Below are 25,178 nucleotides of genomic sequence, written 5' to 3'. Positions count from 1 at the left end.
GGGGTTTCGGTTCGGGTGCCTTCTGGGCCCAGCCAACCTGCCGCAAAAACAAGGATACAGGACCATGGGAAAGGTCATTGGGATCGACCTCGGCACCACGAATTCGTGCGTCGCCGTGATGGATGGCAAGAACGCCAAAGTCATCGAAAATTCCGAAGGCATGCGCACGACGCCTTCGATCGTCGCCGTGACGGACGACGGTGAGCGCCTCGTCGGCCAGCCTGCCAAGCGCCAGGCCGTCACCAATCCCGAGCGCACCTTCTTCGCAGTGAAGCGCCTGATCGGCCGCCGCTACGACGACCCGATGGTCGAGAAGGACAAGAAGCTCGTTCCGTACAAGATCGTGAAGGCTTCCAACGGCGACGCCTGGGTCGAGGCCGACGGCCAGACCTACTCGCCCTCGCAGGTCTCGGCGTTCATCTTGCAGAAGATGAAAGAGACCGCGGAAGCCCATCTCGGCCAGAAGGTCGACCAGGCCGTCATCACCGTCCCCGCCTACTTCAACGACGCCCAGCGCCAGGCCACCAAGGACGCCGGCAAGATCGCGGGCCTTGAAGTGCTGCGCATCATCAACGAGCCGACCGCGGCTGCGCTGGCCTATGGTCTGGACAAGACCAAGGCCGGCACGATCGCCGTATACGACCTCGGCGGCGGCACGTTCGATATCTCCATTCTCGAAATCGGCGACGGCGTGTTCGAGGTGAAGTCGACCAACGGCGACACCTTCCTCGGCGGCGAAGATTTCGACATGCGCCTCGTTGGCTATCTGGCCGACGAATTCCAGAAGGAGCAGGGCATCAACCTGCGCAACGACAAGCTTGCGTTGCAGCGCCTGAAGGAAGCCGCTGAAAAGGCCAAGATCGAGCTGTCGTCGACGACGCAGACCGAGATCAACCTGCCCTTCATCACCGCGGACCAGACCGGCCCGAAGCATCTGACGATGAAGCTCACCCGCGCCAAGTTCGAAGCGCTGGTCGACGACCTCGTCCAGAAGACCGTCGAGCCCTGCCGCAAGGCGCTGAAGGATGCCGGCCTCACCGCCGCCGAGATCGGCGAAGTGGTTCTGGTCGGCGGCATGTCGCGCATGCCGAAGGTCCAGGAGGTCGTGAAGCAGCTGTTCGGCAAGGAGCCGCACAAGGGCGTCAATCCGGACGAAGTCGTGGCGATCGGCGCTGCGATCCAGGCCGGCGTGCTCCAGGGCGACGTCAAGGACGTGCTGCTGCTCGACGTGACCCCGCTGTCGCTGGGCATTGAGACGCTGGGCGGCGTGTTCACCCGCATCATCGACCGTAACACCACGATCCCGACCAAGAAGAGCCAGGTGTTCTCGACCGCCGAGGACAGCCAGAACGCGGTCACCATCCGCGTCTTCCAGGGCGAGCGTGAAATGGCGGCCGACAACAAGATGCTCGGCCAGTTCGATCTGATGGGCATTCCGCCGGCCCCGCGCGGCATGCCGCAGATCGAGGTGACCTTCGACATCGACGCCAACGGCATCGTCAACGTCTCGGCCAAGGACAAGGCCACGGGCAAGGAGCAGCAGATCCGCATCCAGGCCTCCGGCGGCCTGTCGGAAGCCGACATCGACAAGATGGTCAAGGACGCCGAGGCCAATGCCGCGGCCGACAAGCAGCGCCGCGAAGCGGTCGATGCCAAGAACCATGCCGACGCGCTGGTGCATTCCACCGAGAAGGCGCTCGCCGAGCACGGTTCGAAGGTCGCCGAGACCGAGCGCCGCGCCATCGAGGATGCCGTCAGCGATCTCAAGGAAGCGCTGAAGGGCAGCGATGCCGAGGCGATCAAGACCAAGACCAACACGCTGGCCCAGGCTTCGATGAAGCTCGGTGAAGCGATGTATACCCAGCAGGCCGAGGCCGACGCCAAGAGGGATGCGGCCAAGGACGACGTCGTCGACGCGGAGTTCACCGAAGTCGACGACGACAAGAACAACAAGAAGTCCGCCTGATCCCCAAGAGGGTCATGATGCGGACGGCTTGGATCCCACACGCTCAATCGGCCTCTCCCCTCAGGGGGGAGGCCTTCGTGTCGGGCTCGACGGGCGGTTTGCCCGTTACGATCGATCAATTCCCTATAGCTATGCTCAATGCAGCCATGCAGCCCTCTGCCGATCAGCGGAAGGCCGCCTATATCGTCGCGTGGCGACGTCGTTTCGCTCCGACTTGAATCGCGATTGGATAGACCGGGTCAGACATGTCCACCAAGCGCTGCTATTACGAAACCCTCGAAGTCGAACGCTCTGCCGACGATTCCGCCTTGAAATCGTCCTTCCGCAAGCTTGCGATGAAATTTCATCCCGACCGCAATCCGGGGGATGACACCAGCGAGGTCAAGTTCAAGGAAATCAACGAGGCCTACGAGGTCCTGAAAGACAAGGACAAGCGCGCGGCCTATGACCGTTTCGGCCATGCTGCCTTCGAGCAGGGTGGTCCCGGTGGCGGCGCCGGCTTCGGCGCGGGCTTCGCCTCCTCCTTCTCAGACATCTTCGAAGATCTGTTCGGCATGGCCGGACAGCGCGGCCGTGGCGGCCGCGAGCGTGGCGCCGATTTGCGCTACAACATGGAAATCACCCTCGAGGAAGCCTTCGGCGGCAAGACCGCGCAGATCGAGATTCCGGTCTCCGTCACCTGTGAAGCCTGCTCGGGGATCGGCGCCAAGGCCGGTACAAAGCCGAAGGCCTGCTCGACCTGCGGCGGCGCCGGCCGCGTGCGACAGTCGCAGGGCTTCTTCACCCTCGAGCGCACTTGCCCCGGCTGCCAGGGCCGCGGCCAGATGATCGAGGATGCCTGCCCGTCCTGTTCGGGTCAGGGCCGGGTCACCCGCGAACGGAATCTGTCGGTCAACATTCCGCAAGGCGTCGAGGATGGCACCAGGATCAGGCTCGCCGGCGAAGGCGAAGCCGGCGTCCGCGGCGGCCCGCCCGGCGACCTCTACATCTTCCTGTCGCTGGCCCAGCACCAGTTCTTCCAGCGCGACGGCGCCGATTTGCATTGCCGCGTGCCGATCTCGATGGTGACCGCGGCGCTCGGCGGCGAATTCGAGGTGCCGACCATCGACAAGGGCAAGGCCAAGGTGAAGGTGCCCGCCGGCACCCAGTCCGCCCGTCGATTCCGCATTGCATCAAAAGGCATGCCCGTGCTGCGTTCGCGCCAGATGGGCGACATGTACGTCCAGGTCGTGGTCGAGACTCCGCAGAACCTCACCAAGAAGCAGCAGGAATTGCTGGCCGAGTTCGACAAACTTTCCTCCGGTAACACCCAACCGGAATCCGAGGGCTTCTTCACCAAGGTCAAGGATTTCTTCGGTAATCGGGCGAGTTGAGCCGGCTTGACCGTACCGCCTTCGGGCTATACCTGTTTATGACCATTTTCTGACACGCCGCGGTCACGCGGTCCCGGCCGGTCCTGACATGCCATTGCCATCGTCCGCGCGTGCGTTGAAGAAGCCCCGTCTTGACGACGAGGTGCGCTTTCTAAGATCGTGGATCGAAAAGCCCCTCCACATGGGCGCGGTGATGCCGTCAGGCAAGCTGCTCGCCCGGACCATGGCCCGTTACGTCGATATCAATTCGGATGCACCGGTGGTCGAGCTCGGGCCCGGCACCGGCGCCATCACTTCGGCGCTGGTTCAGCGTGGCGTCGACCAAAAGCGTCTCGTCCTCGTCGAATACAATCCAGGCTTCTGCGCGCTGCTGCGCGACCGCTATCCGCAGGCCAAAGTGGTGCAGGGCGATGCCTATCGTCTGCGCGACACGCTCTGGAATGTGCTGAGTGCCCCGGCATCTGCGGTGGTTTCCGGCCTGCCGCTGGTCACGAAACCGATGCTGACGCGGCTGCGGCTCATTCGCGACGCCTTCACGGCGCTCGCGCCCGGCGCGCCCTTCGTCCAGTTCACCTATGCCGTGGTGCCGCCGATCCCGAAATCGCTGCCAGGCGTGTCCACAGAGGCCTCGGAACGGATCTGGATGAACCTTCCGCCGGCCCGCGTCTGGGTGTATCGCAAGGACTAATTCCGCCGGCTTCCTCTCATGCGCGGCGGGCTCGTTTCGCCGAACGTATGGAAGCGGATGTCCGCACCCAAAATCCTGGTCATTCCCGGCTCGCTCCGCACCGGCTCGCACAACGCGAAGCTGGCGGCGGTAGCGAGCTATGAATTCGCCCAGGCCGGCGTCGACACCACCCGCATCTCGCTCGCCGATTTTCCGCTGCCGATCTACGACGGCGACATCCAGGCCAAGTCCGGCGTGCCCAAGCACGCGATCAATCTCAAGCGCATGATCGGCGCGCATCATGGCGTGCTGATCGTCTCGCCTGAATACAACGCCTCGGTGCCGCCGCTCCTGAAGAACGCGATCGACTGGGTGAGCCGCGTGCAAGATCCGCACGAGGCGCGCGGCGACGTCTTCCGCAGCCGTGCCTTCGCGCTCGCCGGTGCCTCGCAGAGCCGGCTCGGCGCCGCCCGTGCGCTGCAGGCGTTGCGGCTGATCCTGACCTCCTGCCACGCCAATGTGATCGCCAGCCAGCTCACGCTCGCCTTTGCCGACCAGGCCTATGACGATATGGACAGGCTCAAGAACCAGGCCGACAGCGACGGGCTGAAGGAGATGGTGCGGCAGTTGATCGACATTTCCCAACGCATGATGTGAGGTGACATGACGCCAGCCGAAATCGTCCCGAAGGACCGCCTGATCGTTGCGCTCGATTTGCCCAGCGTTGATGCCGCGGAGGCGATGATCAACTGGCTCGGCGACAGCGTCACTTTCTACAAAATCGGCTATCGCCTCGCTTATGCCGGCGGCTTGCCGCTGGTCGCGAAGCTTGCCGACAAGGGCAAGAAAGTCTTTCTCGATCTCAAGCTGCACGACATCGGCAACACCGTGACGCAAGGCGTCGAGAGCATCACAAAGCTAGGTGCGACCTTCCTCACCGTGCATGCTTATCCGCAGACCATGAAGGGCGCCGTCGAAGGCCGCGGCAGCTCGAAGCTGAAGATCCTCGCCGTCACGGTGCTGACCTCGTACAATGAGGACGATCTGCACGCGGCCGGCTACCGGCTCGGCGTCTCCGAGCTCGTCGAAGCCCGCGCGCAGCAGGCGCAGGTGCTTGGCATTGACGGGCTGGTGTCCTCGCCTGAGGAAGTAGGTCACCTGCGCAAGATCGTCGGCCACCAGATGCGTCTCGTCACGCCCGGCATTCGCCCGGCGGGTTCGGCAACCGGCGACCAGAAGCGCATCATGACGCCCGGTCGTGCAATTGCCGCGGGCGCCGATTATCTCGTCGTCGGTCGGCCGGTGGTGGAAGCCTCGGACCCGAAGGCGATCGCGGAGGCCATTCAAGCCGAGATTGCGCAAGCACTTGGCTGAGTAACGACCAAGGAGAACAACAATGGCAAAAGGCTACTGGATCGGGCGCGTCGATGTCAGCAATGACGAGGGCTATAAGCCCTACGCCGTCGCCAACGGTCCGATCTTCAAGAAATGGGGTGGCCGCTTCGTCGTCCGCGCCGGCAAGTTCACCACCGTCGAGGGCGCCAGCCGCACCCGCAACGTCGTGATCGAATTCCCGGACTACAAGACCGCGATCGCCTGCTACAATTCGCCGGAATACCAGGCCAACATCAAGGTGCGTCAGCCGCACGCGATCGCCGACCTTATCATCATCGAGGGCTATGACGGCCCGCAGCCGTCGGACGGCTGAGGCGCCTTCACCCTCCCCTGGAGGGTCCCTGGAGGGGGAGGGTGAAGGCGCGACCCTGCCCAATCCCCCTCGGTTGCCGGAACTGCCTCCCCCCGCTACAACGCATCTGAGAGGATCGCACCATGTCAGACATGCGCTTGATTGTTGCTGGGGCCGGCGGCCGGATGGGCCGCGCGCTGACGCGGGCGATTGCCGACAGCAAAGGCGCGGTTGTGGTGGGCGCCCTGGAGGCGCCGGGCTCCGAGTTGCTCGGCAAGGATGCCGGCATGCTCGCAGGCCTGCCTGCCAACGGGATCAAGGTGTCCGCCGACCTCTGGGCGATGTCGAAAGACGCCGACGGCATTCTGGATTTCACCGTGCCGGCCGCGACCATCGCCAATGTCGCGATCGCCGCCGAACGCGGGCTCGTCCATGTCATCGGCACCACCGGGCTGTCGGGCTCCGACAACGCCGTGATCAAGAGCGTCACCAACCGCGCGGTCGTGGTGCAGTCCGGCAATATGAGCCTGGGCGTCAATCTGCTCGCCGCGGTGGTCAAGCGCGTCGCCAAGGCGCTCGACGAGAGTTTTGACATCGAGATCGTCGAAGCCCATCACCGCATGAAGATCGATGCGCCCTCCGGCACCGCGTTGATGCTGGGGCAGGCGGCGGCGGCCGGCCGCGGCATCTCGCTCGAGAACAATGCGGAACGCGGCCGCGACGGCATCACCGGCGCGCGCAAGCCGGGCGCGATCGGCTTTGCCAGTTTGCGCGGCGGCACCGTCGCCGGCGAGCACAGCGTCACCTTCCTCGGCCCGTTCGAGCGCTTGACGCTGTCGCATCTCGCCGAAGACCGCATGCTGTTCGCGCACGGCGCGCTGAAGGCGGCCCTGTGGGCACATGGCAAGAAGCCGGGGCATTATTCGATGGCCGACGTGCTCGGCCTTGCAGATATCTGAAATCAGCCAACGGAAAGCAGTCTATGAGCGAACGTCTTCTCGTGCTGGTGCGGCACGGCCAGAGCGAATGGAATCTGAAGAACCTGTTCACCGGCTGGAAGGATCCAGACCTCACCGAGCTCGGCGTCAAGGAAGCCTCCGAGGCCGGCCGCAAGTTGAAGGCACAGGGACTCGTGTTCGACGTCGCCTACACCTCAGTGCTGACGCGCGCGCAGCACACGCTCGACCTCATCCTCGATGAGCTCGGCCAGAAAGGCCTGCCGACATCGAAGAACCTCGCGCTGAACGAGCGCGACTATGGCGATCTCTCCGGCCTCAACAAGGACGACGCGCGCAAGAAATGGGGCGAGGACCAAGTGCTGATCTGGCGCCGCTCCTACGATGTGCCGCCGCCCGGCGGCGAAAGCCTGAAGGATACGCTGGCGCGGGCGCTGCCGTATTACGTTCAGGAGATCCTGCCCGGCGTGCTCAATGGCAAGCGCACCCTGGTTGCCGCCCACGGCAACTCGCTGCGCGCGCTGATCATGGTGCTGGAAAAGCTCTCGCCCGAAGGCATCTTGAAGCGCGAGCTCGCGACCGGTGTGCCGATTATTTATCGGCTCAATGCGGATTCGACGGTGGCCTCGAAGCTGGACCTGGCGGGGTAGCTCTTCGCCTCTCCCCGCTTGCGGGGAGAGGCCGGATTGCATCGAAGATGCAATCCGGGTGAGGGGGACTCTCCGCGAGTCCGACTGTCACCGTCGCTGCGGAGACTCCCCCTCACCCCACCCCTCTCCCCGCAGGCGGAGCGAGGGAGAAGGGTCACTGCATCCCCAGCTGCCCGGCCTCCCAGCCCAGCATCGCCTGTTTGCGGGTGATGCCCCAATGGTAGCCGGTGAGCGTGCCGCTCTTGCCGAGTGCGCGGTGGCAGGGCACGACGAAGGAGACCGGGTTCTTGCCGACGGCAGCACCGACGGCGCGCGACGCCTTCGGGTTTTTGATGTTGCAGGCGATATCGGAATAGGACACGGCGCGTCCCATCGGAATCCGGAGCAGCGTCTCCCACACCCGCACCTCGAAATCGGTGCCGATCAGCACCACGCGCAGCGGCTGGTCCGGCCGCCACAGTTTGGTGTCGAAGATGCGCTGCGCCAGCGGCGCGGTGCCTTCATGGTCCTCGACGTAAGTGGCGTTCGGCCAGCGCCGCGTCATGTCGGCAAGCGCAGCCTTCTCCTCGCCGGGATCGGCAAAGGCAAGGCCCGACAGGCCGCGATCGGTCGCGATCACGATCGCGGTGCCGAACGGACACGGATGAAAGCCGTAGCGCAAGGTCAATCCGGCGCCGCCGTTCTTCCATTCGCCCGGCGACATCGCCTCATGGGTGACGAAGAGATCGTGCAGCCGGCCCGGGCCGGAGAGCCCAGAATCGAGTGCCGCGTCGAGAATGCTCGCGGAGTCCCGCAGCAGGCCCTTCGCGTGGTCCAGGGTGAGCGCCTGCATGAAGGCCTTCGGTGTGATCGACGCCCAGCGACGGAACAGATGGTGCAGCTCGTCCGGCGTCACGCCGGCCGCATCCGCCATCGCCTCGATGGTCGGCTGCGCGCGCCACTTCTCCGAGATGAAGGCGATGGCCCGGCGCACGGAATCATAGTCGCGTAGCGCGGCGTTCTGGGGGCCCGGCTTGGCCAGGCGCTGGTCATGTATGGCGAGTGTCATCATGACCGGAAATGTAGGAGAGGGGAGGCTTCGAAACCACCCGATTTCCGACTGCGCTCAGTTGACCGGATTATAGGTCGGCCCGCGCCTGGCGGCGTTCAGCGCTTCGACCAAGGCTTTGTAAAAACTAGCCTTTTCTTCCGGTCCCAAAAAACCGGCGATCTGGATCCGGCGGCCGCGCGAAATCAGATAGAGGTGTTCGAGGCCAAAGTCCTCGTCGACCTCCTGGTCGAGCCGGACCCAGAGCGGATTGAAGGTCCATTCGGCGACCTGGCCGCGGTAGCTGACACGTCGCACGCGCAACTCGGTCGGAGTGACCACGATCTCTTCGCTCGCACGCGCGGCGCGGAAATTGACCTTGAAAGCCCACCAGATCACCAGCACGTCGAGGCCGAAGAAGCCGAACACCGGCCAAGCCCCCATCATCAGGAACGCGATGCCGGTGACGAAGCTGACCACGCTCAAAAACAGCATTACGGCGAGAAAGCCGGTGCGGTTCAGCGAGCGATGTGGCGTCAGCCGCGCGGACAGGATCTGCACGTCCTCCTCGCGCTCAATTTCGTTGCCTGTGCTCATCATCCCTCAGTATATCCCGATCATGGCGAAAATCATCCGCAAGCCGGTCCCGCGCAAGGCGGCCGCGACGAAGAAGACGGCAAAAATGGCCGCGGCAAAGCCCGAGTCTTCCGCTAAGAAATCGGCGCCGGTGAAGACCAAGGCCGCAAAACCCAAACCTACAAAATCGAAGTCCACAAGACCTTGGACGCCGGCGGAGATCCACGAGGTCTTCAGCCGTTTCCGCAAAGCCAATCCGGAGCCGAAAGGCGAGCTCGAGCACGTCAATCCTTTCACACTGTTGGTCGCCGTGGTGCTCTCGGCGCAGGCGACCGACGCCGGGGTCAATAAGGCGACACGCACATTGTTCGAGGTCGCCGACACCCCGCAGAAGATGCTCGATCTCGGCGAAGAGCGTTTGCGCGACTACATCAAGACCATCGGCCTCTACCGCACCAAGGCGAAGAACGTGATCGCACTGTCGGCCAAGCTGCTCGCCGAGTTCGGCGGCGTGGTGCCGCGGACACGCGCGGAGATCGAGTCGTTACCGGGCGCCGGCCGCAAGACAGCCAATGTCGTGCTCAACATGGCCTTTGGCGAGCACACCATGGCGGTCGACACGCATGTCTTCCGTGTCGGCAATCGCACCGGGATCGCGCCCGGCAAGACGCCGCTCGAAGTCGAGCTCGGGTTGGAAAAAGTGATCCCGTCCGAATTCATGCTGCATGCCCATCATTGGCTGATCCTGCATGGCCGCTACACCTGCCTCGCGCGCAAGCCGCGCTGCGAGGTATGCCTGATCAACGATCTTTGCCGATGGCCGGAGAAGACGGTCTGAGGCAGTATTCGCCCGTCTTTCCGGAACGATGTGAAGCAAGTCAGTTTTGGGGCACGCAGCTCACGCATGATTGAGCGCGGGAAGATTTCGCCGGCATCGTCCTGCTGCAAGTGGTTGGGCAGTCGACGACGCCGCTGATCATCATCGCGCGATGGCCGCGCTCGGCTTCATCGCGCTGATCACCCGCGCGCCGCCGGGCCCGTTCACGCCGGCGCCGTTTGGTTTCGCCAAGATGCTGCTGCGAAAGTGCGGGGTAAAGGTGGCCTGATAAGTCTCACCGCATCGAGCGCGCCGGCTCGATCAGCTCCGGCCGCGAGCCCGACAGGCGCTTGTGCATGTGGACCATGAAGGCCATTGCGAAGATCGGCGTCGCCAAGTTCACAACCGGGATCGAGACGAAGGCCGCGATGAAGAGACCCGCGGTGAAAATCGTCGCGGCATTGTCGCGCCGCATTGCCTTGGCGTCCTCCGGTGAGCGGAAGCGCATTGCGGCAAGCTCGAAATATTCGCGTCCCAACAGCCAGGCCGCGGCGAGGAAGAAGACCAGGAAACCGGCGCCGGCCAGGAACACCAGCGGGAGCGCGATGAGATAGACCAGAATCGTCAGCAGCGCGGTCTTGATGCCCTCGGCGATCGCCTGGTTGAACGGCAACGCTGTGCCCGGCCGCTCGGCGGGATAATATTCGCGTTCGACGATGTCGGCGACGTCGTCGACGAAGAAGCTCGCCACCAGCGAGGTGATGGCGGGCATCAGGAACACGCTGCCGAACACGACGCCGAGACCCGCCGCGATCGAGATGATCCAGGCCAGCACGTCGAGCGACGTGTGCCAGCTCGGTCCGAGCAGGCCTTCCAGCCAAACCTCGCCATAGGTCGCGAACCAGCTCAACAGCCGCTGCAACCCGATCGCCAGCACGACGATCAGCACCAAGGCGAGCCCGATCGATCGCCACAGGATCGAGCGCATCGGCGGCGACAACATTTGCGACAGCGCCTTGATGGCGGCATCCAGCATGGAACTACCCCTCACGAAACCACCCGCGAGAGGTAGACACCCCAGACCGCTTCGGCAAGGGACGCTGACCTTGTCTCGCCTCCGGCCTAAGGCTCCGCGACGATGCTGGCCCAGCAAGTGATGGCGCTACAGACCGTGCTCCAGCGGCCGAACCCCTTGTAGATCTGGGCGGCGACCTGCTCCTGCTGCTTCAGCGTGCCTTCGGCCTTGATCTGCGGATCCGAGACGTTGCGGATCGCAAGCCAGCGCGGCGCCTTGGCGCCCATCTCCTGCGCCACGAGGCCGAGGATGGCGTCGCCCATCTCGGAGACGTCTCCGAGCCCCTGCAGCTTAAAATGATTATCCGAGGTGTCGAAGCCGAAGAAATCGGTGGTCACGACGGACGACGACAGCTCGCTCGGCTTGGTGATGAAGATCTTCGGCGCGCGGGTGTTGGTCTTCGGCAATTGCCCGGCATTGGCCTTGAACAGGGTCTTGGCCTGCGCGAATTTCGCCGTCTTGGCCGGCTCGCTGGAAAAATGCCCCTGCGCAAAGGGCTGCTTCTTGAACTTCGACAGGCAGTCGAAGCGCACGATCGGGCTGACGATGACGTCGCCGACCTCGACCGCCTTGCCGATGCCGCCGGCCGTGCCCGTGGTGATGACGAGCGTGGGCTGCACCTCGGTGAGGATCTGGCGCCAGACGTCGATGTTCGGCAGCTGCGGGCCATCCTGCGACATGTGCGAATCGGACTTGAAGACCACGACCGTCTTCTTGCCGATCGTCGTGGTCCAGAAGGCGCCGAGCCGTTTCAGCTCCTTGGCCGGGCAGCCGTTGCGCATCTTCATGGAGATCGTTGCGTAATTGTGCGTGTAGGGCAAATAGTCGTTGCGCGAATCCTTGCCCGGCGTCAGCACCCGGCTGAGCGCGTGGCCCTCGTCGACGGTCCAGGTCACGACCAGCACGTCGGCGCGCGGCAGCGGGCCATTGCCGTCACCTGCGGGCTTCGGCCCGGTCTGCGGCGCAAGGCCCTTGGGCCACGGAATGTCGGTGAAGCGCGACAGCCCGGTCGCGGTCGAGAAGGCCAGGAATTCGCGGCCTTCGGTCGATTCGGAATCGAAATCGATGATCTCGCGCTGAAAGTCTTCCGGCGTGACCTTCGCGGTCTTCTTCACGGCGGCATCCGCGATGCGCTTGACCACGAAGGTCTCGCGTGGCGGCGGTGTGGTGATCGGATCGAACCCGAGATTTCTCTCAACCCATTTGCGGTCAGCAGGCATCGCGCGGTCTCCGCCAATTATTTCGGACAAGCGTCTTTCATTGGTCGGCCAAGCAGGCCAACGGTTGCAATCTTAGATCGAAATCGTAGGCACCGAATGGTCCGGGCTATTGACCGATTTCGTGCCGATATGAGGCGAGGGAGGTTTGGCTCTGCCAAACTAGAGTACTTCTGAAAAAAATCGATCAATCGTCTGAACCAATTCGTCGCTGAGATTACACCTATAGTTGAGATGTGACAATTCGCCTTCCAATCACAAACGGAGGAAGTCATGGCAAGCTCGACCAGGAAAGTCGCGTTGGTGAACAGCGCCCGGAAATTGCCGAAGGGGGCCAAGCTCGTCGGCGCGGCCGATCCCAAACAGGAAATCGAGATCAGCGTCCGCCTGCGTGCCAAGCGCGCCGACGACGCGCAGGTGATGGCGCTCGGCGCGCAACCGCCGCGCGAGCGGGACTATCTTTCCCGCACCGAGTTCGCCCAGCAGATGGGCGCCGATACGGCCGACGTCGCCAAGATCGACGAATTTGCCCATCACCACGAGCTCAACGTCAAGAGCGTGCACCTGGCCTCCCGCACGGTGAAGCTCACCGGGACTGTGAAGGCGATGAGCGCGGCCTTCGGCGTCAAGCTCAACAAGGTCCGGCATGACGGCGCGATGTACCGGATGCGCAAGGGCAATGTGCAGATCCCGGCCGAGCTCGAAGGCATCGTGGTCGGCGTGCACGGCCTGGACAATCGGCCGGTGGCGCAGCCGCACTTCCGGCGCACGATGGCGAAAAAAAACGCGACGGCGCGCGCGGGGCAGGGCGGCAGCTTCTCGGTCGAACAGATTGCCCAGCTTTACAACTTCCCGGGTGACGAGACCGGCGCAGGCCAGTGCATCGCCATCATCGAACTCAACGACATCGACCAGAAGGGCCATCCCACCGGTGCCGGCTACAAGACCTCGGACCTGAAGAGCTTCTTCAAGAAGGCCGGCATTCCGATGCCGCAGATCGCGCCCGCGAGCGTCGACGGCGGCGCCAACAAGCCCGGCCATTCCGATGCCGACGGCGAGGTCGTGCTCGATATCGAGGTCGCCGGCGCGATCGCGCCCGGTGCCAGGATCGTGGTCTATTTCGCGCCCAACACCACCAACGGCTTCATCGATGCGGTGAAGGCCGCGGTCCACGACACCGCGCGAAAACCCTCGGTGATCTCGATAAGCTGGGGCGGACCGGAAGATCCGGCGGGCTCGCAGCAGTTCGTCGATGGCCTCAACGAGGCGATCCGTGATGCCGCCGCGATGGGCGTCACCGTTTGCGTCGCCGCCGGCGACAAAGGCTCGGCGGACATGGCGCAGGGCTGGGACGGCAAGCCGCACGCAGACTTCCCGGCTTCCAGCCCATTTGCACTGGCCTGTGGCGGCACCAATCTGAGGGCGTCGAACGGCACGATCACCGAAACGGTCTGGAACGGTGGCCCGCAGGATGGCGCGGGTGGCGGCGGCGTCAGCATTGTATTCCCCAGGCCGCAATACCAGGCCAACGCCCATGTGCCGAAATCACCATCGCACTCGGTCGGGCGCGGCGTGCCCGACGTTTCCGGCGATGCCGATCCCGCGACCGGCTACCAGATCTTCCTCAACGGCGTCATGACCACGATCGGCGGCACCAGCGCGGTGGCGCCGCTGATGGCCGGACTGATCGCCCGCATCAACGAGGCCACGACCAAGAAATTCGGCAAGACGGTCGGCTTCATCAACCCGCTGATCTACGCCTCGCACGCGCAAGGCGTGTTCCGCGACATCACGATCGGCAACAACGACATCACCGGCTCCCTGCACGGCATGTACAAGGCCGGCCCCGGCTGGGACGCGTGTTCCGGCCTTGGCGTCCCCAACGGCGCCGCGTTGCAGAACCTGCTGGCCGCGTGAGTTCGCAGACGCTCTTCTCCCTCTCCCCGTTCTGACGGGGAGAGGGGTTTGCACCGTCTATGTGATTTGAAGCCTATTCGTGCCGGTGCCCGTGCTTGCGTGGTTTCGCCGGCTTCCTCTCGTCCGTCGGGATCATCACCACACGGCCGTAGCGCACGCCGCGTTCGGCGATGATGTGGTCGGCGAAATGCTTGACCTCGCCGGCTGTGCCCTTCAGCGCCGTCATCTCCATGCAATTGTTGTCGTCGAGATGGACGTGCAGGGTTGCCAGCGCGAGGTCGTGATGGCCGTGGAATTCCTGCACCAGGCGCTTTGAGAGATCGCGCGCGGCGTGGTCGTAGACATAGACGAGGCCGGCGACGCAGTGACCGCTCTGCGCGGTGTCCTCGGTCGATTGCTGAAGCCCGGCGCGCGCGAGATCGCGAATGATCTCGCTGCGGTTCTGGTAGCCGCGCGCTTCGGCTGCGGCATCGATCTCCGCCAGCAAATCGTCCTCGATCGTGATGGTGATGCGTTGCATGAATGCCCCTACGCCTTCAGCCGGTCTCTCTTACCTCGCCCCGCTCGCGGGGAGAGGTCGGAATTCAAGCGTAGCTTGAATTCCGGGTGAGGGGGACTCTCCGCGAATGCAACTCTTACCGTCCCTGTGGAGACTCCCCCTCACCCCAACCCTCTCCCCGCAAGCGGGGCGAGGGAGCGCACCTCCATATCACAGCCGGGTTGCGCGCAGCCGCAGCGCATTGCCGACCACGCTCACCGAGGACAGCGCCATCGCGGCGGCCCCGATGATCGGCGACAGCAGCACGCCGAAGGCGGGATAGAGGATGCCGGCGGCGATCGGAATGCCGGCGGCGTTGTAGATGAAGGCAAAGAACAGGTTTTGCCGGATATTGCCCATCGTCGCCTGCGACAGCTTTCGCGCGCGGACGATGCCGGTGAGGTCGCCCTTCAGCAGGGTGATGCCGGCGCTCTCCATCGCCACATCGGTGCCGGTGCCCATGGCGATGCCGACATCGGCCGCCGCCAGCGCCGGGGCGTCGTTGACGCCGTCGCCGGCCATCGCGACGCTGCGACCGGCCTTTTGCAGTTTTGTAACGACTGCGCTCTTCTGGTCCGGCAGCACCTCGGCCTCGACATCGGCGATGCCGAGCCGGCGCGCGACGGCTTCCGCCGTGGTGCGGTTGTCGCCGGTCAACATGATCACCTTGATGCCCTCGGCGGCGAGCGCCTTCAGCGCCTCCGGGGTCGAGGCCTTGACCGGATCGGCGATCGCGAACAGGCCGGCGAGCACGCCGTCGATCGCCATGTTGATGACGGTCGCGCCGTCGCCGCGCAGACGTTCGGCCTCGGCGTCGAGCGCCCGGGTGTCGATTCCGATCGACGACAGGTATTTTGCGTTGCCGAGCACGATGGTCTTGCTGTCGATCTTGCCGGTCGCGCCCTTGCCGGTTGGCGAATCGAACTCTTCCACCTGGCTCAGCGAAAGCTGCTTCTCCTTCGCCGCGCGCAGGATGGCGTCAGCGAGTGGATGTTCGCTGGCGCGCTCGACGCTGGCCGCAAGCCGAAGGACGTCGTCCTCGGCAAAGCCGGCCGCCGGCATGATCGACACGACTTTGGGCTTGCCTTCGGTCAGCGTGCCGGTCTTGTCGACCACGAGCGTGTCGATCTTCTCCATCCGCTCCAGCGCTTCGGCATTCTTGATCAGGACGCCGGCATGCGCGCCGCGGCCGACGCCGACCATGATCGACATCGGGGTCGCCAGCCCCAGCGCGCAGGGGCAGGCGATGATCAGCACGCTGACGGCGGCGACGAGGCCGAAGGCGAGCCGCGGCTCCGGCCCGAACCAGGCCCAGGCTGCGAACGCAACGACAGCGACGGCGATGACCGTCGGCACGAACCAGCCCGCGACCTGGTCGGCCAGCCGCTGGATCGGCGCGCGCGAGCGCTGCGCGTCCGCGACCATCTGGACGATCTGCGACAGCAGCGTCTCGCGCCCGACCTTGTCCGCGCGCATGATGAAGCTGCCGGACTGGTTGAGCGTACCCGCGATCACCTTGGCGTCGACCTCCTTGGTGACCGGCATGGATTCGCCTGTCACGAGGGATTCATCGAGCGAGGAGCGGCCCTCGAGAATGATGCCATCGACCGGCACCTTCTCGCCGGGACGAACGCGCAAGCGGTCGCCGGCATGGAGCGTATCGATCTCGACCTCGTGCTCGTTGCCATCAGGCTCGACGCGGCGCGCGGTCTTCGGCGCGAGCTGTAGCAGCGCCTTGATTGCGCCGGACGTCGCGTCACGGGCGCGCAGTTCCAGCACCTGGCCGAGCAAAACCAAGACGGTGATGACGGCGGCCGCTTCGAAATAGACAGAAACCGCGCCGCCATGGCCGCGGAAGGTGTCGGGGAAAATCTGCGGCGCGATGGTGCCGATCAGGCTGTAGACATAGGCGACGCCCGTGCCCATCGCGATCAGCGTGAACATGTTGAGGTTGCGGGAGAGCAGCGACTGCCAGCCGCGGACGAAGAACGGCCAGCCGGCCCAGACCACGACGGGCGTGGCGAAGACGAGCTGGATCCAGTTCGACAGCGTCGGGTCGATCCAGTTGTGCGGACCGGCGAGATGGCCGCCCATTTCCTGCACCACCGCGGGCAGCGCCAGTGCGCCGCCGATCCAGAATCGCCGTGTCATGTCGGCGAGTTCGGGATTGGGGCCGGTTTCCAGGCTCGCCACTTCCGGCTCCAGCGCCATGCCGCAGATCGGGCAGGTGCCGGGTCCGACCTGGCGGATCTCCGGATGCATCGGACAGGTGTAGATAGTGCCTGTCGGCATCTCCGGCTCGGGCGCTTTCGTTTTAGCAAGATACTTTGCGGGATCGGCGGCGAATTTCGTGCGGCAGCCGGCCGAGCAGAAATGGAAGGTCTCGCCGTGATGCTCAAAGCGGTGCTTTGAGGTCGCGGGATCGACCGTCATGCCGCAGACGGGATCGAGGGCTTTTGTCGCGGCTGCGCCGTGCTCACGATGATGGGCATGGCCGGCATGATCGCCGTGGCCGCCGCAACAGGATGAGGCCTCGGGCTTGGGAGCGGGCGGTGTCGTCTTGGAAGAACAGCCGCATCCGGAAGCAGCGTCTGAATTGTGGTGATGATTGTGTTTGGCGTCGTTCATCCCAATGCTCCGGCCTTGCAACATATACCCTAGGGGGGTATATAGGCCCCATGCGCAAGGACATCAAGGCATCAGTCGGAAAACGTCTCGGCCGGATCGAGGGCCAGGTTCGCGGCCTCTCAAAAATGGTCGAGGAGGACCGCTATTGCATCGACATCGTCACGCAGATCTCGGCCGTGCGCGCCGCGCTGCGCCGGGTTGAGGAAGAGGTCTTGAAGGATCACGTCGCCCATTGCGTCGAGCACGCTATCTCGAGCGGCGACAAGGCCGATCAGCGCGAGAAGATCGCGGAGCTGATGGCAGTGATCGGGCGGGCGGAGCGGTAGGGTTCTCGTCCTGGCTTTCCCGGGACGACCCGGACTGACCTACGCTGCCCTCTCGCGCGTTCGTCCCCGCCGTCTTGGGCGGTACATCGCGAGCCGTTTCAGCAGCGGGAAATGCCCGGAGACGGTGATGGGCTCGACCATCTCTGCGCCCTGCGCGCTTACTTGCTCAGCCGGAACTTGACCCGGCGCTTCTTCGTCAATCGCTTCAGGAACGAGCGGCGGCGCACTGATCGTTTCTGGAAACACCCCGAAGGAGCCCGCTACCTCCTCGAGCGGCTTTTGCTTGTCGGCCCAGTGCAAGGCTGTGTAGTCGAAGCCATGCACGATGGTGGGTTTGACCACTTCGAAATAGGGCGAGATGTCGAAGTCGCGGGGCATGTAGAGCGAGGAATCGCGGATGTGCAGGATCTCGCGGCGAGCAGCGCGGCTGCCCGCCTTGGTGATCTTCGGCAGGATCGGATAACGCACGGCGTCGAACGCCTGCGCGATCAGCGCCGAGCAGATGATCTTGGTCGGATCGCCCGAGCCGATCGCGATCATGCGCCGCCGCCAGCGCTGCGGCACCGGTAGCGGGAACAGGAAGCGCATCAAATCGATGATGTTCTTGGTGTCGTAGCCGAAGCCGATGCGATTGATCGCGTAACGGCAGACCGTGGTGCGGTCCTCGTAGGACAGCCCGACCGGGCGGCAGATGCGGGTGTGATAGGGAAAATATTTCGATAGCGGCGCGGAGGTGACGCCCTCGCCGATATTGGCCTCGATCAGCACATGCGGTTCGCCGTCAGGCTCCGATGCGCCCTCGACCGGGCCGACATAGAGCGCGGCATGCGACCAGGTCGACTGCGTCAGATATTTGATGATGCCGGAGATGCGGTTGTTGCCCTCGACCAGAATCACGTCGCCGGGCTGGATCACGCCGCGCAGGTGCTCGGGGTCGCTCGGCGTGAACGGCTCGTAGCCCGGCACCTCCTTCGAGAGGTACGCGGCTATCACCTTGCCGACTGAATCTAGGACCGTCCCCATGAACTCTCCCCAACGGTCTTTTCCGGCCGTCTTTTTTCCATCTGTAGCATGGTCGAAACCTGTTGCAATTCGGTTCATGGCTCTGTGAGCTCAAGCATGATTGATTCACCATGATGGTTGCTGCGCAACATCAGATGCGGCAAGGTTCTGGGGCTGTTCCCGTTCGCCGCAAGTCTCCGGAAACCATGACATGACAATCACGCGCCGCAGCTTCCTATCGGCGTCGGCGGGCTTCGCCGCGATGCCGGTCCTGGGCGCCACGGGCGCGCCGCTGCCGCGCGAAGCTGACATTGTCGTGATCGGTGCGGGTGCGGCCGGCATCGCTGCGGCGCGGCGCATCATGGCGGCCAATCGCAGGGTCGTGGTGGTCGAAGCCGCATCGCGGATCGGTGGGCGTTGCATCACCAATAGCACGACCTTTGACGTGCCGTTCGATCTCGGCGCGCGCTGGATGCACAATCCCGACACCAATCCGATGATCCGCCTCGCGCGCAGCCTCGGGCTCGACGTCTCGCCCGCGCCGGCCGGTCAGAAGATGCGCATCGGCCGCCGCAACGCCCGCGCCGGCGAGACCGAGGAGTTCTTGGCAGCGCTGGTGCGCGCCAATCGGGCCATCGACGACGCCGCGCGTGGCAAGCTCGATACCGCGTGCGCGTCGGTGCTGCCGAAGGATCTCGGCGATTGGGCGGGCGCGGCCGAGTTCGTGCTCGGTGCGAGCTTCGCGGGCAAGGATCTGAAGGAGCTGTCGGCGATCGACAAGGCGCGCGCGCAGGATCGCAATGCCCCGATCGCCTGCCGCCAGGGTCTCGGCACTCTAATCGCCAAGCTTGGCGAGCCGGCGCCGGTCGCGCTGGCGACGCCGGCGAGCCGGATCGTCTGGAGCAATCGCGACGTCAGCGTCGAGACCCAAGCCGGCAAGATCGCCGCGCGCGCCGCCATCGTCACGGTCTCGACCAATGTGCTCACGAGCGGCGCGATCAAGTTCGCGCCCGACATCCCCAAGCGCACGCTCGATGCGGCGTCAAAGCTCACGCTCGGCAGCTACGATCACATTGTGCTGCAGCTGCCGGGCAATCCGCTCGGCCTCTCGCGCGATGACATTCTGATCGAGCAGAGCAACTCGACGCGCACCGCACTGATGTTCGCCAATATCGGTGGCTCCTCGCTCTGCGCTATCGATGTCGGCGGCTCGTTCGGCCGCGATCTCTCCGCGCAGGGCGTGCCGGCGATGGCAGCCTTCGCGAAGGAGTGGATCACGAAGCTGTTCGGCAGCGAGGCGGCGGCCAACGTGCAGAAGACCGCTGCGACGCGCTGGAACGCCTCGCCCTATGTCATGGGCGCGATGTCGGCGGCCTCGCCCGGCGGACAGCTCTCGCGAAAAGTCTTGACCGAGCCGATCGGCAACATTTTCCTCGCCGGTGAGGCCACGCATGAGACGCTCTGGGGCACGGTCGACGGCGCCTGGGAAAGCGGCGAGCGTGCGGCGGACGCAGCGCTGCGCAAGATCGGCGCGCTGAGGGACGAGCCGGCGGACGTGCCGACGCAGTCAACGAAGCGTCGCCGCGCGCCGCGGCCGCGGGCGAATTGAGTTATTCGTCGTCCTGGACAAGCGCAGCGCAGATCCAGGACTCATTACCCCAGGGAGTGGTTTGGCGAAGACTCGTGTTCGCAGTTTTCGGTATCATGCCCTCAACGTACCGCCGGTTTTCTTCGTGACCTCGGCCACGATCTTCGTGGCGACGGCGTCGATCTCCTGGTCGGTCAGCGTCTTCTCGCGCGGCTGGATCGTCACCGCGATGCCGATCGACTTCTTGCCGTCGTCGATGCCCTTGCCTTCATAGACGTCGAACACGTTGACGCCGGTGATCAGCTTCTTGTCGACGCCCCCGGCGGCGCGCACGATGTCGCCGGCCTTCACGGTGCGGTCGACGATGAAGGCGAAATCGCGTGACACCGGCTGGAATGCCGACAGCTCGATCAACGGCTTGGCGCGAGTCGGCTTCTTCTTGGCCTCGGGGACGCGGTCGAGGATCACCTCGAACACGACAAGTGGGCCGTCGGCGCCAAGCGCTTCCAGCGCGCGCGGATGCATCTCGCCGAAAGTGCCGAGCACGTTTTGCGGTCCGATCTGGATCGTGCCGGAGCGGCCCGGATGCAGCCAGGCGGGGCCGCCGGCGACGATCTGGAGCGCCTGCATCGGCGCGCCGGCGGCAGCCAGCACCGCTAGCGCATCGGCCTTGGCGTCGAACACATCGGCCTGCGCCGAACCCGACCAGTGCCGTCCCAGGCCTTCCGACGACGCCAGGCCGCGGCGCATGCCGCTCGCGGCCATGAACTGATCCTGCGGGCGATCGCCCTTGAAAACCTGGCCGACCTCGAACAGCACGACGTCGCCGAAACCGCGATCGGCATTGGCCTGTGCGGCTGCGACCAGGCCCGGCAACAGGCTCGGCCGCATGTCGGAGAGATCAGCGGCGATCGGGTTGGCGACTTCAAGCTCGCGCTGCCCGCCGCCGAACAGTCTTGCCGCAGGCTTGGTGATGAACGACCACGTCACGGCCTCGGTCATGCCGCGGCTTGCGAGCGCGCGCCTGGTGCGGCGGGTACGAAGCTGCAGCGGCGTCAGCACCGGCTTGCGCGCGTCTTCGCCACGCTCGAACGGCGTCATCGGCACCTTGTCGACGCCATAGATGCGGACGACCTCCTCGACGATGTCGGCCTTGCCGTGCACGTCCGTGCGCCACGACGGCACCGCGACCTTCACGACGGGGCCGGGTCCGGCCATCATGAAGCCGAGACGGGTCAGGATGAGCTTCATCTCGACCTGCGGCACCTCGATGCCGGAGAGACGCTTGACCTCGGTGAGCGGGAAATCGATCACGCGATCGTCGCCAAAGGTCTTGCCGACCACGACGTTCTCCGACGGCGCGCCGCCGCACAGCTCCATCACCAGCCTGGTGGCGAGCTCCAGCCCGGGCACCATGAAGGCCGGATCGACGCCGCGTTCGAAACGATAGCGCGCATCCGAATTGATGCCGAGCTTGCGGCCGGTCTGGGCGACGTTGATCTCGTTCCACAGCGCCGATTCGATCAGCACGTCGGTGGTGTTTTCGTCGCAGCCCGAGGCCTCGCCGCCCATGATGCCGGCGAGCGATTCGACGCCGTGCTCGTCTGCGATCACGCAGATCGAGGGATCGAGATTGTAGGCGTGGCCGTCGAGTGCGAGCAGCGCCTCGCCGTCGCGGGCGCGGCGCACGACGAGATTGCCCACCACCTTCTTGGCGTCGAACACGTGCAGCGGACGCGCGCGGTCGTAGGTCATGAAGTTGGTGATGTCGACCAGCGCATTGATCGGGCGCAGTCCGACCGCGGTCAGCCGCTTCTGCAGCCATTCCGGCGACGGACCGTTCTTGACGCCGCGCACGAGGCGCAGCGCAAAACCCGGGCACAGCGCGGCGTCCTCGACCGTCACCTTCACCGGACACGGGAATTCGCCCTTGATCGGCTTGATGGAGGGATCTTTGAACTTGCCCATGTCGGCGGCGGCGAGGTCGCGCGCGATGCCGTGCACGCCGGTGCAGTCCTGCCGGTTCGGCGTCAGGTTGATCTCGATCACGGGATCGCCAAGCGCGGCCCATTCGGCGTAGCCAGCACCGATCGGCGCATCAGCCGGCAATTCCATGATGCCGTCATGGTCGTTGGAGATATGCAACTCGGCGGCCGAGCACAACATGCCGCGGCTCTCGACGCCGCGAATGGTGCCGACACCGAGGGTGATGTCCTTGCCGGGAATGTAGGTCCCGGGCGGCGAGAATACGCTGACGAGCCCCGCGCGCGCATTCGGCGCGCCGCACACCACCTGCACCGGCGCGCCACCGTCACCGGTGTCGACCATGCAGACGCGCAGCCGATCGGCATTGGGATGCTGCTCGGCCGAGATCACCTTCGCGATGGTGAAAGCCTTCAGCGCCTTCGCCTTGTCCTCGATGTTCTCGACCTCGAGCCCGATCATGGTGAGCTTGTCCGCGAGCTTGTCCAGCGGCGCGTCGGTGTCGAGATGATCCTTCAGCCAAGAGAGGGTGAATTTCATGGCTGTTTTTTCTCCACGGAGACGGTCTGCTCCCTCTCCCGCTTGCGGGGGAGGGTTGGGGTGGGGGCTCTCTCCGCGATGGTGGTCGCGATTGTTTCGAGAACGCCGGCACGGTTGGACATGACGTCGAGATTGCTGAAGCGGAGTACCTTGAAGCTCTTCGCTTCGATCGCAGCGGATCGCCGTGCATCGGCGCGCTCGCCCTTATCCGAGAAGTGTTGGCCGCCATCGAGTTCGATGACGAGCTTGGCCGCGTGGCAGATGAAATCGGCGACGTAGCGCTCGATCGGCACCTGGCGACGAAAGCTTGCGCCATTCAGCCGGTTACCGCGCAGCTCCGACCACAGGATTCGTTCGGCATCAGTCGAGTCGCGTCTAAGTGCGCGTGCATTTGCACGCAAATGTGCTGACACCTTCCAGTCCGGATGTTCAGGATCAACCATTAGCAACCCCATCGTGGAGAGACCCCCACCCCAACCCTCCCCCGCAAGCGGGAGAGGGAGTCCGAGCGCCGGCGTAGCTGGAGCGATCGTATCCCAGCAGGCCATCACGAGCTCAGCCCTCCCGCCAGTGTCGGCACTTCGAGTGGCTTGAAGCCGTAATGGTTGAGCCAGCGGATGTCGCTGTCGAACAGCTGGCGCAGATCGGCGATGCCGTATTTCAGCATGGCGATGCGGTCGATGCCCATGCCCCAGGCAAAGCCCTGGTACTCGTCGGGATCGATGCCGCAGGCGCGCAGCACGTTCGGATGCACCATGCCGCAGCCGAGAATCTCCATCCAGTCCTCGCCCTCGCCGAAGCGGATATCGTTCTTGTCGCGGCGGCACTGCAAGTCGACTTCCAGCGACGGCTCGGTGAACGGGAAGAACGAGGGACGGAAGCGCATGTTGATGTGGTCGACCTCGAAGAACGCCTTGCAGAACTCGTGCAGGATCCATTTGAGGTGGCCGAGATGCGAATGCTTGTCGATAACGAGGCCTTCGACCTGGTGGAATTGCGGCGTGTGGGTTGCGTCCGAATCGATGCGATAGGTGCGGCCCGGGCAGATCACGCGAATCGGCGGCTTCTGGGTCAGCATGGTGCGCACCTGCACCGGCGAGGTGTGGGTTCTGAGCAGCATGCGCGAGCCGTCCTCCTTCGGGTGGAAGAAGAACGTGTCGTGCATCTCGCGCGCCGGATGGCCTTCCGGAAAATTCAGCTTGGTGAAGTTGTAATCGTCGGTCTCGATGTCGGGACCTTCGGCGACCGAGAAACCCATGTCGGCGAAGATCGTGGTGAGCTCGTCCCAGACCTGGCTCAGCGGATGGATGCGGCCGGCATCGGCCTGGGCATCGCGCAGCGGCAAGGTCACGTCGATGGTCTCGGACGCCAGCCGCGCATCGAGCGCCGCGGACTTCAGCAGATCGCGCCGTGCGGCGAGCGCCTCGGTGACCTTGTCCTTGGCCTGGTTGATCGCCGCGCCTTGGGTCTTGCGCTCGTCGGGCGACATCTTGCCGAGGGTGGCAAGCAGCGCCGAGATCGAGCCCTTCTTGCCGAGGGCTGCGACGCGCACCGCTTCGAGAGCGGCTTCATCGCCGGCGGCGGCGATCTGGTCGAGGATGGATGTTTCAAGCGTTGCGAGGTCGGACACAGTCAAATCCTTAGCTCCAAATTCGGCTGGGTTGTCGCCGCCCGAAGGCGGTAACGTCAAGCAAAAAGCCGGTCATTTCGGGCTCTCGACCAGCTGGGTTGAACCTTGCGCGGAGGCCGGGCACCAAGGGGCATACGAGGAGACGTCCGCGATGCTTTCGAAATGCTGGCTTGCTGTTGTTCTTGCCGTTGTGGCCGTCGTTCTGTCGGTCGCAGGCCACCCGGCGCGTGCCATGGTCTGCATGGACAAATCCATGACGCTGGATGAGGTGGCCGACACCATCAGCGCCCAGATGGGCTGCGAAAGCGCGATGAAGGTGTTCAGGGATTGCGAATTGACCGCGAGCGGCGACGTCGAACTCGGTGCCGCCGTCGAGAAGAAATGCGAGGCGGACTTCAAGCCCGGCCTCAGCGCCGCGCAGAATCAGGCCTACAAGCACGAGATGCACGCATGCGACATCAAGTACCGGAACAAGTCCGGCACCATGTATCTCTCGTTCACGGCATTCTGCCGGGCGGAGGTCGCCCAGCGTTACGCGCAACGCGCGTTGAAGGCTGCGGGCCGGAAGGCCCGCTAGCACGAGCCTCAGGCCGCGCGAGAGCGGCCTTGACCATTTAGGCCGCGAGCGCGGCCTTGGCCTTCTCGGCGATCGCCTGGAACGACGCGGGCTCGTGGATCGCGAGATCCGACAGCACCTTGCGGTCCACGGTGATGCCGGACTTGGCCATGCCGTCGATAAATCGGCTGTAGGTCAGGCCGAACGGACGGACCGCAGCGTTGATGCGCTGGATCCAGAGCGCGCGGAAGGTGCGCTTCTTGCGCTTGCGGTCACGGAAGGCGTACTGCTGGGCCTTCTCGACGGCCGGCTTGGCGGTGCGGATGGTGTTCTTGCGGCGGCCGCGGAAACCTTTGGCGGCCTTGTAGACTTTCTTATGCTTGGCGTGGGCGGTCACACCGCGTTTGACGCGAGCCATGACAAAAATCCTTCAGAGATGACTTGGTTTTCGGATCGCCG

The 25,178-nt window shown here is 64.6% G+C and carries 24 protein-coding genes; 13 read left to right on the top strand and 11 right to left on the bottom strand.

What is annotated here, in order from left to right; genetic code table 11:
* Positions 1-64 precede the first annotated feature (64 nt).
* The 8 genes from dnaK to JJE66_RS10270 all read left to right on the top strand — a co-directional run bounded on the left by dnaK (position 65) and on the right by JJE66_RS10270 (position 7,299).
* Positions 65-1,966: a molecular chaperone DnaK gene (dnaK, locus tag JJE66_RS10305; protein WP_200514165.1), complete on the top strand. Its 1,902-nt coding sequence runs from the start codon at positions 65-67 to the stop codon at positions 1,964-1,966.
* Between the two features lie 245 nt (positions 1,967-2,211).
* Positions 2,212-3,339, top strand: coding sequence for a molecular chaperone DnaJ (gene dnaJ / locus JJE66_RS10300; protein WP_200514164.1), 1,128 nt, complete (start codon positions 2,212-2,214; stop codon positions 3,337-3,339).
* An 88-nt stretch (positions 3,340-3,427) separates the two neighbouring features.
* Positions 3,428-4,027, top strand: coding sequence for a class I SAM-dependent methyltransferase (locus JJE66_RS10295; RefSeq protein ID WP_200514163.1), 600 nt, complete (start codon positions 3,428-3,430; stop codon positions 4,025-4,027).
* Positions 4,028-4,084: 57 nt separating this feature from the next.
* Complete coding sequence (locus JJE66_RS10290) at positions 4,085-4,663, top strand: NADPH-dependent FMN reductase (protein WP_200514162.1); 579 nt, start codon at positions 4,085-4,087, stop codon at positions 4,661-4,663.
* A 6-nt stretch (positions 4,664-4,669) separates the two neighbouring features.
* Positions 4,670-5,380, top strand: coding sequence for an orotidine-5'-phosphate decarboxylase (pyrF, locus tag JJE66_RS10285; protein ID WP_200514161.1), 711 nt, complete (start codon positions 4,670-4,672; stop codon positions 5,378-5,380).
* A 22-nt stretch (positions 5,381-5,402) separates the two neighbouring features.
* On the top strand, positions 5,403-5,714 hold the full coding sequence (locus tag JJE66_RS10280; protein WP_200514160.1) for a DUF1330 domain-containing protein: 312 nt from the start codon (positions 5,403-5,405) through the stop codon (positions 5,712-5,714).
* 122 nt (positions 5,715-5,836) lie between these two features.
* Positions 5,837-6,652, top strand: coding sequence for a 4-hydroxy-tetrahydrodipicolinate reductase (gene dapB, locus JJE66_RS10275; RefSeq protein WP_200514159.1), 816 nt, complete (start codon positions 5,837-5,839; stop codon positions 6,650-6,652).
* Positions 6,653-6,675: 23 nt separating this feature from the next.
* On the top strand, positions 6,676-7,299 hold the full coding sequence (locus JJE66_RS10270) for a 2,3-bisphosphoglycerate-dependent phosphoglycerate mutase (RefSeq protein WP_200514158.1): 624 nt from the start codon (positions 6,676-6,678) through the stop codon (positions 7,297-7,299).
* A 154-nt stretch (positions 7,300-7,453) separates the two neighbouring features.
* Here JJE66_RS10270 and JJE66_RS10265 read toward each other — a convergent pair whose 3' ends face one another.
* Together JJE66_RS10265 and JJE66_RS10260 are read right to left on the bottom strand one after the other, a co-directional pair.
* Positions 7,454-8,350: a bifunctional helix-turn-helix domain-containing protein/methylated-DNA--[protein]-cysteine S-methyltransferase gene (locus JJE66_RS10265; RefSeq protein ID WP_200514157.1), complete on the bottom strand. Its 897-nt coding sequence runs from the start codon at positions 8,348-8,350 to the stop codon at positions 7,454-7,456.
* Positions 8,351-8,404: 54 nt separating this feature from the next.
* The gene (locus JJE66_RS10260; protein WP_200515319.1) at positions 8,405-8,923 is read right to left on the bottom strand and encodes a DUF2244 domain-containing protein; all 519 of its coding nucleotides are present in this window, start codon (positions 8,921-8,923) and stop codon (positions 8,405-8,407) included.
* A gap of 22 nt (positions 8,924-8,945) precedes the next feature.
* On the opposite strand from JJE66_RS10260, the gene nth reads away from it, so the two are divergent.
* Positions 8,946-9,740 carry an endonuclease III gene (gene nth, locus JJE66_RS10255; protein ID WP_200514156.1) on the top strand — a complete coding sequence of 265 codons (795 nt, stop codon included), beginning with the start codon at positions 8,946-8,948 and terminating at the stop codon, positions 9,738-9,740.
* Positions 9,741-10,014: 274 nt separating this feature from the next.
* Here nth and JJE66_RS10245 read toward each other — a convergent pair whose 3' ends face one another.
* Positions 10,015-10,755 carry a sulfate transporter family protein gene (locus JJE66_RS10245; protein ID WP_200514155.1) on the bottom strand — a complete coding sequence of 247 codons (741 nt, stop codon included), beginning with the start codon at positions 10,753-10,755 and terminating at the stop codon, positions 10,015-10,017.
* Positions 10,756-10,841: 86 nt separating this feature from the next.
* Positions 10,842-12,014, bottom strand: a complete 1,173-nt coding sequence (locus tag JJE66_RS10240) for a hypothetical protein (protein ID WP_200514154.1) — start codon at positions 12,012-12,014, stop codon at positions 10,842-10,844.
* 270 nt (positions 12,015-12,284) lie between these two features.
* Here JJE66_RS10240 and JJE66_RS10235 point away from each other — a divergent pair, with 270 nt between their 5' ends.
* Positions 12,285-13,928: a protease pro-enzyme activation domain-containing protein gene (locus JJE66_RS10235; RefSeq protein ID WP_200514153.1), complete on the top strand. Its 1,644-nt coding sequence runs from the start codon at positions 12,285-12,287 to the stop codon at positions 13,926-13,928.
* A 73-nt stretch (positions 13,929-14,001) separates the two neighbouring features.
* Here JJE66_RS10235 and nikR read toward each other — a convergent pair whose 3' ends face one another.
* On the bottom strand, positions 14,002-14,448 hold the full coding sequence (gene nikR / locus JJE66_RS10230; RefSeq protein ID WP_200514152.1) for a nickel-responsive transcriptional regulator NikR: 447 nt from the start codon (positions 14,446-14,448) through the stop codon (positions 14,002-14,004).
* A gap of 189 nt (positions 14,449-14,637) precedes the next feature.
* Positions 14,638-17,094 carry a heavy metal translocating P-type ATPase gene (locus JJE66_RS10225; RefSeq protein WP_200514151.1) on the bottom strand — a complete coding sequence of 819 codons (2,457 nt, stop codon included), beginning with the start codon at positions 17,092-17,094 and terminating at the stop codon, positions 14,638-14,640.
* A gap of 50 nt (positions 17,095-17,144) precedes the next feature.
* Here JJE66_RS10225 and JJE66_RS10220 point away from each other — a divergent pair, with 50 nt between their 5' ends.
* Positions 17,145-17,420 carry a metal-sensitive transcriptional regulator gene (locus tag JJE66_RS10220; RefSeq protein WP_063685637.1) on the top strand — a complete coding sequence of 92 codons (276 nt, stop codon included), beginning with the start codon at positions 17,145-17,147 and terminating at the stop codon, positions 17,418-17,420.
* 39 nt (positions 17,421-17,459) lie between these two features.
* Here the strand turns inward: JJE66_RS10220 and JJE66_RS10215 are convergent, their stop codons facing one another.
* Entirely contained in the window at positions 17,460-18,443 is a 984-nt protein-coding gene (locus tag JJE66_RS10215) for a YiiX/YebB-like N1pC/P60 family cysteine hydrolase (protein WP_200514150.1), read from the bottom strand.
* Positions 18,444-18,633: 190 nt separating this feature from the next.
* On the opposite strand from JJE66_RS10215, the gene JJE66_RS10210 reads away from it, so the two are divergent.
* Positions 18,634-20,031, top strand: coding sequence for an NAD(P)/FAD-dependent oxidoreductase (locus JJE66_RS10210; protein ID WP_200514149.1), 1,398 nt, complete (start codon positions 18,634-18,636; stop codon positions 20,029-20,031).
* Positions 20,032-20,124: 93 nt separating this feature from the next.
* Here JJE66_RS10210 and pheT read toward each other — a convergent pair whose 3' ends face one another.
* The 3 genes from pheT to pheS all read right to left on the bottom strand — a co-directional run bounded on the left by pheT (position 20,125) and on the right by pheS (position 24,163).
* Positions 20,125-22,533, bottom strand: coding sequence for a phenylalanine--tRNA ligase subunit beta (pheT, locus tag JJE66_RS10205; protein ID WP_200514148.1), 2,409 nt, complete (start codon positions 22,531-22,533; stop codon positions 20,125-20,127).
* On the bottom strand, positions 22,530-22,976 hold the full coding sequence (locus JJE66_RS10200; RefSeq protein ID WP_200514147.1) for an endonuclease domain-containing protein: 447 nt from the start codon (positions 22,974-22,976) through the stop codon (positions 22,530-22,532). The genes pheT and JJE66_RS10200 overlap by 4 nt, the downstream gene beginning before the upstream one ends.
* A 104-nt stretch (positions 22,977-23,080) precedes the next feature.
* Positions 23,081-24,163 carry a phenylalanine--tRNA ligase subunit alpha gene (gene pheS, locus JJE66_RS10195; protein ID WP_200514146.1) on the bottom strand — a complete coding sequence of 361 codons (1,083 nt, stop codon included), beginning with the start codon at positions 24,161-24,163 and terminating at the stop codon, positions 23,081-23,083.
* A gap of 151 nt (positions 24,164-24,314) precedes the next feature.
* Between pheS and JJE66_RS10190 the strand changes: the two genes are divergently transcribed.
* Positions 24,315-24,740 carry a hypothetical protein gene (locus JJE66_RS10190; protein ID WP_200514145.1) on the top strand — a complete coding sequence of 142 codons (426 nt, stop codon included), beginning with the start codon at positions 24,315-24,317 and terminating at the stop codon, positions 24,738-24,740.
* Positions 24,741-24,777: 37 nt separating this feature from the next.
* On the opposite strand, the gene rplT is transcribed toward JJE66_RS10190, so the two are convergent.
* On the bottom strand, positions 24,778-25,137 hold the full coding sequence (gene rplT, locus JJE66_RS10185; protein ID WP_200514144.1) for a 50S ribosomal protein L20: 360 nt from the start codon (positions 25,135-25,137) through the stop codon (positions 24,778-24,780).
* Between the last annotated feature and the right edge of the window lie 41 nt (positions 25,138-25,178).

The sequence above is a fragment of the Bradyrhizobium diazoefficiens genome, from assembly GCF_016612535.1.
GTDB lineage: Bacteria > Pseudomonadota > Alphaproteobacteria > Rhizobiales > Xanthobacteraceae > Bradyrhizobium > Bradyrhizobium diazoefficiens_C.
This window is presented reverse-complemented; position numbering and strand designations above follow the sequence as displayed.

Excerpts from the sequence above, each read along its gene's own strand:
- JJE66_RS10280 (WP_200514160.1), top strand. The coding sequence starts at position 5,403 with ATGGCAAAAGGCTACTGGATCGGGCGCGTCGATGTCAGCAATGACGAG.
- dnaJ (WP_200514164.1), top strand. The coding sequence starts at position 2,212 with ATGTCCACCAAGCGCTGCTATTACGAAACCCTCGAAGTCGAACGCTCT.
- dnaK (WP_200514165.1), top strand. The coding sequence starts at position 65 with ATGGGAAAGGTCATTGGGATCGACCTCGGCACCACGAATTCGTGCGTC.
- JJE66_RS10260 (WP_200515319.1), bottom strand. The coding sequence starts at position 8,923 with ATGAGCACAGGCAACGAAATTGAGCGCGAGGAGGACGTGCAGATCCTG.
- pheT (WP_200514148.1), bottom strand. The coding sequence starts at position 22,533 with ATGAAATTCACCCTCTCTTGGCTGAAGGATCATCTCGACACCGACGCG.
- rplT (WP_200514144.1), bottom strand. The coding sequence starts at position 25,137 with ATGGCTCGCGTCAAACGCGGTGTGACCGCCCACGCCAAGCATAAGAAA.
- pyrF (WP_200514161.1), top strand. The coding sequence starts at position 4,670 with ATGACGCCAGCCGAAATCGTCCCGAAGGACCGCCTGATCGTTGCGCTC.
- JJE66_RS10225 (WP_200514151.1), bottom strand. The coding sequence starts at position 17,094 with ATGAACGACGCCAAACACAATCATCACCACAATTCAGACGCTGCTTCC.
- JJE66_RS10200 (WP_200514147.1), bottom strand. The coding sequence starts at position 22,976 with ATGGTTGATCCTGAACATCCGGACTGGAAGGTGTCAGCACATTTGCGT.
- JJE66_RS10190 (WP_200514145.1), top strand. The coding sequence starts at position 24,315 with ATGCTTTCGAAATGCTGGCTTGCTGTTGTTCTTGCCGTTGTGGCCGTC.
- JJE66_RS10210 (WP_200514149.1), top strand. The coding sequence starts at position 18,634 with ATGACAATCACGCGCCGCAGCTTCCTATCGGCGTCGGCGGGCTTCGCC.
- nikR (WP_200514152.1), bottom strand. The coding sequence starts at position 14,448 with ATGCAACGCATCACCATCACGATCGAGGACGATTTGCTGGCGGAGATC.
- JJE66_RS10265 (WP_200514157.1), bottom strand. The coding sequence starts at position 8,350 with ATGATGACACTCGCCATACATGACCAGCGCCTGGCCAAGCCGGGCCCC.
- JJE66_RS10215 (WP_200514150.1), bottom strand. The coding sequence starts at position 18,443 with ATGGGGACGGTCCTAGATTCAGTCGGCAAGGTGATAGCCGCGTACCTC.
- JJE66_RS10295 (WP_200514163.1), top strand. The coding sequence starts at position 3,428 with ATGCCATTGCCATCGTCCGCGCGTGCGTTGAAGAAGCCCCGTCTTGAC.
- JJE66_RS10235 (WP_200514153.1), top strand. The coding sequence starts at position 12,285 with ATGGCAAGCTCGACCAGGAAAGTCGCGTTGGTGAACAGCGCCCGGAAA.
- nth (WP_200514156.1), top strand. The coding sequence starts at position 8,946 with ATGGCGAAAATCATCCGCAAGCCGGTCCCGCGCAAGGCGGCCGCGACG.
- JJE66_RS10290 (WP_200514162.1), top strand. The coding sequence starts at position 4,085 with ATGTCCGCACCCAAAATCCTGGTCATTCCCGGCTCGCTCCGCACCGGC.
- JJE66_RS10240 (WP_200514154.1), bottom strand. The coding sequence starts at position 12,014 with ATGCCTGCTGACCGCAAATGGGTTGAGAGAAATCTCGGGTTCGATCCG.
- JJE66_RS10270 (WP_200514158.1), top strand. The coding sequence starts at position 6,676 with ATGAGCGAACGTCTTCTCGTGCTGGTGCGGCACGGCCAGAGCGAATGG.
- dapB (WP_200514159.1), top strand. The coding sequence starts at position 5,837 with ATGTCAGACATGCGCTTGATTGTTGCTGGGGCCGGCGGCCGGATGGGC.
- JJE66_RS10245 (WP_200514155.1), bottom strand. The coding sequence starts at position 10,755 with ATGCTGGATGCCGCCATCAAGGCGCTGTCGCAAATGTTGTCGCCGCCG.
- JJE66_RS10220 (WP_063685637.1), top strand. The coding sequence starts at position 17,145 with ATGCGCAAGGACATCAAGGCATCAGTCGGAAAACGTCTCGGCCGGATC.